Annotated in this window: 8 protein-coding genes and 1 pseudogene; 2 read left to right on the top strand and 7 right to left on the bottom strand. The window is 47.5% G+C overall.

Annotated elements, in window-relative coordinates:
- Window positions 1-200: pseudogene (locus SPI9445_RS32040) on the bottom strand (RNA-guided endonuclease InsQ/TnpB family protein); the annotation flags it as partial.
- 137 nt (window positions 201-337) lie between these two features.
- Window positions 338-1873, bottom strand: a complete 1536-nt coding sequence (locus SPI9445_RS0107900; protein WP_164674485.1) for a helix-turn-helix domain-containing protein — start codon at window positions 1871-1873, stop codon at window positions 338-340.
- A 222-nt stretch (window positions 1874-2095) separates the two neighbouring features.
- Between SPI9445_RS0107900 and SPI9445_RS0107895 the strand changes: the two genes are divergently transcribed.
- Both SPI9445_RS0107895 and SPI9445_RS0107890 read left to right on the top strand, forming a co-directional pair.
- Window positions 2096-3544, top strand: coding sequence for a M50 family metallopeptidase (locus SPI9445_RS0107895; RefSeq protein WP_017304196.1), 1449 nt, complete (start codon window positions 2096-2098; stop codon window positions 3542-3544).
- Between the two features lie 109 nt (window positions 3545-3653).
- Entirely contained in the window at window positions 3654-5042 is a 1389-nt protein-coding gene (locus SPI9445_RS0107890; protein WP_017304195.1) for an HlyD family secretion protein, read from the top strand.
- 169 nt (window positions 5043-5211) lie between these two features.
- Here SPI9445_RS0107890 and SPI9445_RS0107885 read toward each other — a convergent pair whose 3' ends face one another.
- From SPI9445_RS0107885 to SPI9445_RS0107865, 5 genes are all read right to left on the bottom strand, one after another.
- A complete protein-coding gene (locus SPI9445_RS0107885; protein WP_071525265.1) occupies window positions 5212-5574 on the bottom strand; it encodes a Uma2 family endonuclease in 363 nt (120 codons plus the stop codon).
- A gap of 241 nt (window positions 5575-5815) precedes the next feature.
- Window positions 5816-6067, bottom strand: coding sequence for a Uma2 family endonuclease (locus SPI9445_RS0107880; protein WP_026079611.1), 252 nt, complete (start codon window positions 6065-6067; stop codon window positions 5816-5818).
- Between the two features lie 134 nt (window positions 6068-6201).
- Entirely contained in the window at window positions 6202-6993 is a 792-nt protein-coding gene (locus SPI9445_RS0107875) for an EI24 domain-containing protein (protein ID WP_017304194.1), read from the bottom strand.
- A gap of 4 nt (window positions 6994-6997) precedes the next feature.
- Window positions 6998-7672 (bottom strand): cysteine hydrolase family protein, encoded by a 675-nt coding sequence (locus SPI9445_RS0107870; protein WP_017304193.1) that lies wholly within the window; start codon window positions 7670-7672, stop codon window positions 6998-7000.
- Window positions 7673-7725: 53 nt separating this feature from the next.
- The gene (locus SPI9445_RS0107865) at window positions 7726-9243 is read right to left on the bottom strand and encodes an ABC transporter ATP-binding protein (RefSeq protein ID WP_017304192.1); all 1518 of its coding nucleotides are present in this window, start codon (window positions 9241-9243) and stop codon (window positions 7726-7728) included.
- Between the last annotated feature and the right edge of the window lie 81 nt (window positions 9244-9324).

Genomic DNA, 9324 nt, shown 5'->3' with positions numbered 1-9324 from the left:
ATCAATCCCCAAAGCGTGACCATGAGGTATTGGGGTTGGATATTAACATCAAGCTCAATTGCTACGTTGACAGAGTAACCCGATGCTTTCTTGATTACTTGAACTTGTTTGATCTTAAAACCCTCTGGAATATCCCGTGACTTGACAAACTTAACTTCCCCCAATAGAGGCATCTTTAGCTTGTTACCATTGACTTCAATTAGTTGTAAGTAAGGTTAAGCATTCAATTCTTGCTCATTGTGACTAAGATTATAGCACAATTTTACAATTCGGGGGATACTGTTGTAATATGTCGTAATTCATCCCGTCGATAAAATCGAGGGTCTTCTTCCGACGATCAAGATAACCGACGTTCCAACTCGGGTAAATCGTCTAAAACCAAACGCTTGAGAATGTGGGGAACTCCATAAACCACCTGATTCTGGTCAGATTTCGCCTCTAAGAAGCAATGGCGCTGGAGGGTTTGAAAAGCCAGTAAGGCCTCTTCCGGGCTGATATGACTCAAAATCGCTAGAATGGTGGAACGTTTGAGGGGATGGGGGGAGGAGACAATTTTTCCCAGCAGGAAGGCCGCGAGGGGGAAGGTGGTTTTTAAAATCTGCCAGTTGGCGGAGAGACGAGTTTGTAATAAATCGGCTAGATCGAGGCTATAACGGTCTAGGTTAAAGGTTTGGGGCTGACGTTTGCCTGTGGTATCTTGTAACCAACGTTCGCACTGTTCGAGATCGTCGCCGTAGTTGGACCAGTAGGGCTGAATTTTGCTGTTGTAGGGGGATTGCTGCATTTCTTGGGCGATGATGCGTAGGGCGAGGGGATGGCCTTGGTAGAGGTTAATGAGACGGATCAGATAGCTTTTTTCTAGGGGAGTTTGGGGGGTGATACCGAGACGGGCAAAGAGTTCTAGGGATTCTTCGGGGGTGAGTCCGGGGAGGTGAACTTGTTGCAGGAGAGGACGATAGCGCCCGTCGAGGAGGCAGGGGAGTTGAATTTGAGAGGTGAGAATTAAGCGACTGGGCATTTGGGGGGTGAGGAGAATCCGTTCTAGGAGGGTGAATAGGGGGCGATCGCAAATTTCCCCCTCCTCTCCCCTGTCTAACACGACTTCCAATTGATCCAGTAACAGTAAATGGGGGGCCATTTGTAATTCCTGCACTACGGCATTCATTAACTTATCGGGATCACTGCTAAAACGTTGGGTCGTCGCTTCCCCTAAAATCCGTTGGGCCAGGAGGAGAAAGGGATCTTGTCCTGTTTGAAATTGTAGAACCAAACGGTTAGGAAACCGGGCTTGGAGTTTTAAATCAAGGGTTAAACGCAGTGCTAAGGTGGTTTTACCTATACCTGCAATACCCAGTAAGGTGATGATGCGGGCGTTTAAGAGTAGATTTTGACTTAAATCATCAATGAAATGCGATCGCCCTACCCACTGCTGAAAATTGGGTAAATTCGACAGGTCTTGACGCTCTCGCGTTGGCAGCAACCCCACGGCGGACGACGTGCTAGGATAAGGAGGCTTGGCTTGATAGTGGTGATAAGCTTCTTGTAACAAAACCCGCAAATTCCGTTTATTGATGCGCTCTTGAGTGGGCAGTAAACCTAAAGTATGGCAGATGGCCGTTAAATCCCGCCAGAGGCCATAGGCAATATTGCGAGACAGGTATTCTGGGGAGTAGTGGGAGAGCAAATCTGGCGACAGGGAACGGATTTCTGAGTATTGTTTCCCTTCTAGGGTACCGCGTAAAATCTGGCGCTGAATGGCCGTGAGGGAAGACTGCTGATAGCGAAAGAGGAGGTTTTCGGCAAACTCCATCAAGTCATCTAGTGCGATCGCTTCCATCTTCCATTGCTCCTGACAAAGGGCTACACTCATCATCAAACCTGTCCTATCAACTCTCTACAATTAAGTCTCTAGAAAAAATCCCCCCTTTGATGCAACATCTCCAAATTTCCCAGTTCACCTCGGGGAAAAATGAACTCTTCATGAACAAGCTATGACCTTTTTCCCCAAAACTTGCGCCTAGACTAAGGGTAATCCACCCTTGGCCGTGCTGTTGTATTTCTGCCAACGGGAACGAGTCCCATCGGTGTATGTACCATGTCTCTCTCCTCCCCCCTACCCCCTCCACTCCCCCCAGAGGCCACTTTTCCCGACTTACGCAACTATTGGCAAGTCGGACGGTTGCAAAATCAGCAAAAATGGGTATTAATCGCCAAAACAGGACACCCCTGTTATGAACTCACCCCCACCGAAGCCTACATCCTCCAACATTTTACGGGAGAATGTACCCCCACCCAACTCCAAACCCAGTATCAAAAGCAATTTAAAACCCCCCTCCCAGCGACCCAACTCGACAAAATCTTTAATAAACTTCTCCAGTGGGGTATTTTAGCCGAAGAAGGAGCAGAAACCCCAGAAAATACAACACCCCTATCCCCCGAAAGTCCCCTGAAAGAAACCGTCCATTGGATTAAACATCCCGATGGGTATTGGATACTCCGAAATCCCGAAGATGTCACCTTTCTCCAAGTCGATGAACGGAGTAAAAAAGCCATCGAATTAATCGGTAAAACATCCTCCGCCCAAATCCCCAATCAAGTGGGTATCACCCCCGCCCAATTTGGCTATCTGATGCAGCTAATGACGGCCACAGCCATGTTTAAAGGCACAAAACCCCCAAAACCTCCTAAAAAGAAATTTACCCCCCTACAATTGCTTTTTTTCAAGCTCCCCCTCTTCAATCCAGACCCCTATTTAGGCACTCCTGCTCGCTGGTTACGTTGGATTTGGAGTGCCCCTTTCTTCTATACCTTACTCGCCTTTTTAGGCCTCTCTTTCGTGTGGGGATTAGAAGCCAAAGGAGAAATTTTACAGATGGGAACAACCCTCTGGACAACCCAGCGAGCCGTTTTAATTGTACCCTTTATTTTATGCGTCACCTTCGTTGTCACCCTGCATGAATTTGCCCATGCTTTAACCCTCAAACATTACGGGGGAATTGTTCCCGAAATGGGCTTTTTGTTCATGTTACTAATTCCCGCCGCCTACACTAACACCACCGACTCCTACTGTCTCGTAAAACGCCGACAACGGGCTTTTGTTGTAGGGGGTGGAGTCTTGTGTCAAATCGTCATCGCTGCCGTTGCCTTTTGGCTGTGGTACTTTTCCCTAAATAACAGCGAGATTAAAACCCTCAGTTATTTGCTCATGGTAGCGGGATTATTCACCGTTGCGGTCAATTTAAACCCTATGGTTAAATTTGACGGCTACCATCTCGCCGTAGCCATCACCGGGATTAATAACCTGCGCGATCGCTCCTTCCTATTTTATCGCAAACTCTTCACCGGAAAACCCCTAGAAGAAAAACCCCAACACTACGGCATTTTCGCCATCTATGCCCCCTTTTGTTTCTTATATCTCATCTTCTTCTTTGGCAGCATTATCCGCCTAGTCGTGTACACCATTTTAGACCAGTTCACCATCACCGCACTACTGTTAATTCTGGCTTGGGCAATCTATTACTTTTTCCCCAGAAAAAATGATTAAACATCGTCTTTAACTTCACCCCCAAAAACAGACAATCTTCGGGAGATTTTACCCTCCCCCTCCCCCTCTCAACCATCAACCTTAACCCCTTTATCTATTAGGTACTACCATGAACTCTAACCCATCTAACTCTCCCTCTGCCCGTCGTTTTCGCGTTGTTCCTCCCCAAGAAAATCGCCCCGCCACCCCATCCCCAACCCCCCAAGAATCCGCCCCACCCCCAGACCAAAAACCCAAAGAGAATCCCCAACCCAAGAAAAAAGGCTTTCCCACCCACTGGCTCATTCTCGGCACAATTTTAGTCGGCGTGGGTGCTGTGTCACAAATCAAAACCAATCCATCTATTTCTGTCGAGGGTAACGTAGAATTTGATCCCAATTTTTATCGAGAAGTCACGATGGAAATTCCGGGAAAAATAACACAACTTTTTGTTCAACATGAATATCCTGTACAAGCGGGATTACCTATTGCTGAGATTGAAAGTGAAATCTTGGAACAAGAAACCCAAGATTTACAGCTACGAGCATTAGACCATCAAGTTACCTTAGAAAATGCGCGTTCTCAGGTTATTTTTGCTCAAGAACGAATGAGACAAACTCAAGAAAACCTACAACAAGTTCGTTCGCGAGTGAATCAACTGCAAGCAGAATATAACTCCCTGAATAGTTCCAACCCGCCCCCAGAAATTCAAGGCTACAAAATCCAAATTCAGCATTTACAAGCACAATTAGACAGTCAACTAGAGGATATTGCAACCCATGAAAAATTGGCGGAGGAGGGTGCAATTCCTAGACGAGTCGTTCAAAAATTAAGGGACGAAGCCAGTATGATTCAAGCGAGAATGGGAGAACCTCAAGCCGCTATCGGTTCAATTACAAGACGGATTCGCACGGAATTAGAAACTAAACAGGACGAACTTCAACGACTAGAATCGGCTTATAATACCGCAAACCAAGAATATTTAGAGGCGCAAAGGTTAGTTCAAAGTCGTGTCCCAGTACAACAGCAAATTGAAGGGCAAATCCAAACGAAAAGACAAAGGCAAGCTGAACATAATCTATTAAGAGCGCCCATTGCGGGATTGGTGATTGCTCCCCACTGGCATCAAATTCAGGGGAAGGTATTAAGACCCGGTGAGACCCTGTTAACCATTGCAAATCCTGACCAGTTAATTGTTAAAATGGAGGTTAAACCGGAGGATATTAACTGGGTACAAGAAGGAGCAAGAGTTTCTTTGTCTCCTAACGAATTTGGGGCGGAAGTCTTAGAAGTTACGGTAGATAAGAAGTGGCAAGTTTACAATAAAGATGAACAACTTCATCGTTCCACCGTTCCTGTAATTGCTTATATTTCTGATCCGAGACGGATATTAAAGCCCAATAGCCAAGTTTTTGCGACTATTCATTCTGAAAAATCTGTGTCTTTATATACAGTGGCGAAAGGGGAAATTTGTAGTAAATTTAAAGTCCGAAAATATCAACCCGGTTTTTGCCGTTAACCTAAAGATTGGTTCGTAATTCGTTCGTAGTTGCGCTTCAGCGCGATGATCGAACCCAATTCCCCCTAGAGTGCGTCAAAACATTAACTTAAGGATTACTCCAACCCAGTCAAAGTTCGACGCACCCTATAATCACCTTTTGGCCAAAAGCTCACCATTCCCCCAAATCCTAACAAAGACTATTGAAAATCTCTGTAACCGTCAGCGTCCAATCTGGAAATAGCGGAGATTGAAGCAGTTGGCTGCCTTGATAAGTTACACTGTCGTAGAATTGATTCTCTAACAGACAGATTGTGATTTCTTCCGTGAGGGGATCAACGATCCAATATTCTGGAATCTCCAGTAAGCCATATTCTGCCCGTTTGGAGCGATAATCATCGGTTCTCGTGGAAGGACTCACCACCTCAACGACAAGCAGGGGGGGCGGATCGCTCAAATCAATCACTGCTTCTCGATTAGCCATCTCTAACCATTGCGATCGCATTAACACCGTTACATCAGGACCACGGGGCGATCGCACCCCGATCAGCATTTGCTTAGAAGTCCAAGGTTGCTGTGCTTGGCGAATTAGAGCGCGGAATTGATCGTGTGAACTACCCCACTCTGCCGAGGCGCGAGGATGGAGCTTCCTGATTCAATGGGAAGTGCTTTCTATACCGAAATATAGCGAGTCTTATCTTCCCTCCCCAGGCAGAAGTCCTAGTTCCTAAGACCCAAATTTTCTCTTGCAACACAGCCCTTTTTAGCTTGGTTTTCGCTTTGGGAGTTAGTGGTCAAGATATATTTATCTTAGCATGGATTCGCTGTCGCTCAGTATATTGCTGGGTTGCTATCCCACCCCGAGCAAGCGAGGAAGGGGAATTCCGCAACATTTTTGTTAAAAACTCAGCGATCGCCCCATGTTTTCCGCTTCCAAGACTCATGACCACTAGCTCACCATCAACTAACTCATAGCGTACATCTGTTCCGTCATCATGATCTAGATAATCTTGAAACGTTAGTTTGTGCAGCGTCATGTTCATCATGATAGCCTCAACGGTCGAAATTTTTGCTCACCCCCACTCTACTGCAAAGAGCCTTCACTGTTGGCAGTCCCTCCCCTATCCCTAAAGTGCGATCGCTCCGGCGAACGCGCTACGGTAAGATATAGCCAACCTATTCATTGCACTTTTGGATACACCCGATCACACCAGAACAATGTTCCCGCACTGACACAGAGGGGAATGGTCAGTAAGTTGAACAAGGGAATACTACATAAAAACCAACAAACGAGGCTAAAACTCGCGCTGGCAGGTAAGGTCATTAAGACAATTTGGACTTTTTTCCGAAAGGGAAAGCGACGACGTTCTGAGGGGCCGTCGAGGAAGTCTAGGCAAGCAATAAAGGCGGTGAGGGATACCCAACAAAGGGTTAAAAAAAGGGGGCCGACTCCCGGAATAAAACCTAAAATCAGGAGGGGAATGGCTAGGCCTAACCAAAACACCAGCTTTTTGAGTTCAAAGAGTAAGGCTCGCCAAATATCCCGGATGATGCCAATATCAATGGTGGTGGCTTGACCTAGGCGCTGTTCTTCGAGTTTTTCTGAGAGTAAACCATACCAAGGTGAACCTAAAATGCTGCCAAATTGCAGCAATAAAAACCCGGTGATTAAGAGTAAGAGGATTAATATCAGGCCTTGGAATAAATAGCCTAGGACGAGGATAAGATTATCTAAAAAGCCTAACCAAGTGGGTAACGTTGCGATCGCATTATTCACCCATTGGGTCACTTGCAAGGTCAACTGTTCTACCCCCCGCAGACCGGGCAACAGTAAACTGAGATATAACCCCACCCCGATGATGAAGTTCACGAAAATGGGCAGGATGAGGAACGTCAGGAGTTTGGGCGTTTGCCAAAAAACCGCGATCGCACGGAAGGGATAAATTGCCCCAGAAACCAGTCCACGCACCATAAATTCACTGAATCCCGTCTAACGCATTTAACACTTGATTGGCTGTTGCTGTCCAACCCACAATTCCCCCCTGCGCCGAAATCATGGCTAAAGTCGCCTGTTTAAACTCCGGGAAGTAACTGGCCGTGGCATCTTCCACCAACAAACATTCATAGCCCCGATCATTGGCTTCCCGCATGGTACTTTGAACACAGACCTCAGTCGTCACCCCCGTTACAATTAAATGGGTGATGCCTTGGGCGCGTAAAATCTCCTCTAGAGGGGTATTATAAAACGCCCCTTTTCCGGGTTTCGGGATGATGAATTCCCCCCGTTCAGGGGTCAATTCCGGGATAATAGCATTACCCGGTTCTCCCTTAATCAAAATCCGACCCATTGGCCCCTCGTCGCCAATCTTTAACAGGCCTTCCCCCCGCATCAACTTACTAGGGGGACAGTCCGAGAGGTCGGGAGCATGGGATTCTAGAGTATAAATAATCGGCCATTGTTTTTGGCGAAACTGCTCTAACAGACGCTGAAGCGTGGGGACAATTTGCCGTAGGGTGTTCACTTCATTGCCTAGGGATTCTCCGAAACCTCCTTTCTCTAGAAAATCTCGTTGCATATCAATGATGACTAAGGCAAACTGACCGGGTTTCGGGAGCGGATAGGGATAGGGTTGAGCGAGAATAAAAACCATAGGGAGTTTCTCAGGATCAAATCACTTCTTCATTATTGTGGTTGTGTCGAGGTCTAATGATGTCCGGCCATCGCTTGACCGATAGGCAGAAGATCCGCCTCTGCAATGGGACTTTCATAAACTAAACGGCCTTCACTGATCACCAAAATGCGATCGCCTAAGCTTAATAACTCATCTAAATCTTCACTCACTAACAGAACTCCCACCCCCCGATTTCGTGCCGCTACAATTTGTTCGTGAATATAGTCTACCGCAGCAAAATCTAAACCAAAACAGGGATTCGCCGCAATCAGCAGTTGAATTTGAGGCGAGGATAATTCTCGCGCTAAAACCGCCCGTTGAATATTTCCCCCCGATAACTGCTCAATGGGGGTTTCTGGGGAAGGGGTTTTGACCCTAAAGCGTTCGATCAAACGTTCTGCCCTCTCCCGTATCGCTTTGAGGATTAACCACACCCCCCAACGAGTTTGGGGCGGACGGTCAAAAGTCCGCAGCGCCATATTTTCCGCCACCGAGAGATGGGGAACACAGGCATTGCGCAGGGGTTCTTCCGGCAAAGCCACCACCCCATAGTTCAACATTTCCCGCCTTGTGGCATGGTAGACCTTGCCCTGAATTTTCACCTCTCCCCTCGTGGGAGAACGTTGACCCGCCAAGACTTCCACCAGTTCCTTTTGTCCATTGCCCGAAACTCCGGCGATCGCCACAATTTCCCCCCGTCCCACCCTTAAACTCACCCCCCGCACAGCCTCTAACCCGTTATCCTTCAAAGCGTGGAGGTCTTGAAGTTCTAAAATCGTCTCCCCCTCCACCCCAGGGGTTTTATCTAACGTTTTAGGCGGTTTCGCCTCCCCCAACATCATCGCCGCCAAATCCGCCATCCCCAAATCCGCCACCTTCCCCTGACCTGCCACCGCTCCCCGGCGCAACACCGTCACCTCCTCAGCAAACGCCATCACCTCCCGGAACTTATGAGTAATCAGTAGAACACTCAACTCCCCCCGTTCAACCGCTTGATGGAGCAACCCTAACACCTCATCCGCCTCTTGGGGAGTCAAAACCGAGGTCGGTTCATCTAAAATCAGCAAACGGCTTTGTAAATACAGTTGCTTGAGAATCTCTAACTTTTGCTTCTCTCCCGCCGCCAACTGGCTCACAGGCACATCTAACGGCACGCGAAAGGGCGTAGTCTCCAAAAACGCCCCCAGCACCTCATACTCCCGAGGCCAATGAATCCAAGTTGACCCCCCATAGCGAGCTAGAACCAAATTTTCCGCCACCGTCATAGCCGGAATCGAGGTGAAATGTTGATAGACCATTCCCACCCCATACTGATGGGCAACTCGGGGGGACTGAATGGTGCGGGATTTGCCATTAATCACAATATCCCCTCGGTCAGGATGATAGTAGCCCATAACACACTTCACCAGCGTACTCTTGCCCGCCCCATTCTCCCCAAGCAAGGCGTGAAACGTCCCCGGTTTAATCCGCAGAGAGACTTGATCTAAAGCCAGCAACGGGCCAAAGCGTTTGGTTAAATTGACAATTTCTAGGTCAGGGGGAGAAGTCATATCGAGGTATAAAAAACGCAGAAGACACTGCCCATTATAGGGGTGTCTTCTCGTTGAAAATGAAAGAATCCCTATCTAGAA

The organism is Spirulina subsalsa PCC 9445, assembly GCF_000314005.1.
GTDB classification, from domain to species: domain Bacteria; phylum Cyanobacteriota; class Cyanobacteriia; order Cyanobacteriales; family Spirulinaceae; genus Spirulina_A; species Spirulina_A subsalsa.
The sequence above is the reverse complement of the archived record's forward strand: the minus strand, read 5'-3'. Positions and strand labels throughout refer to the sequence as shown.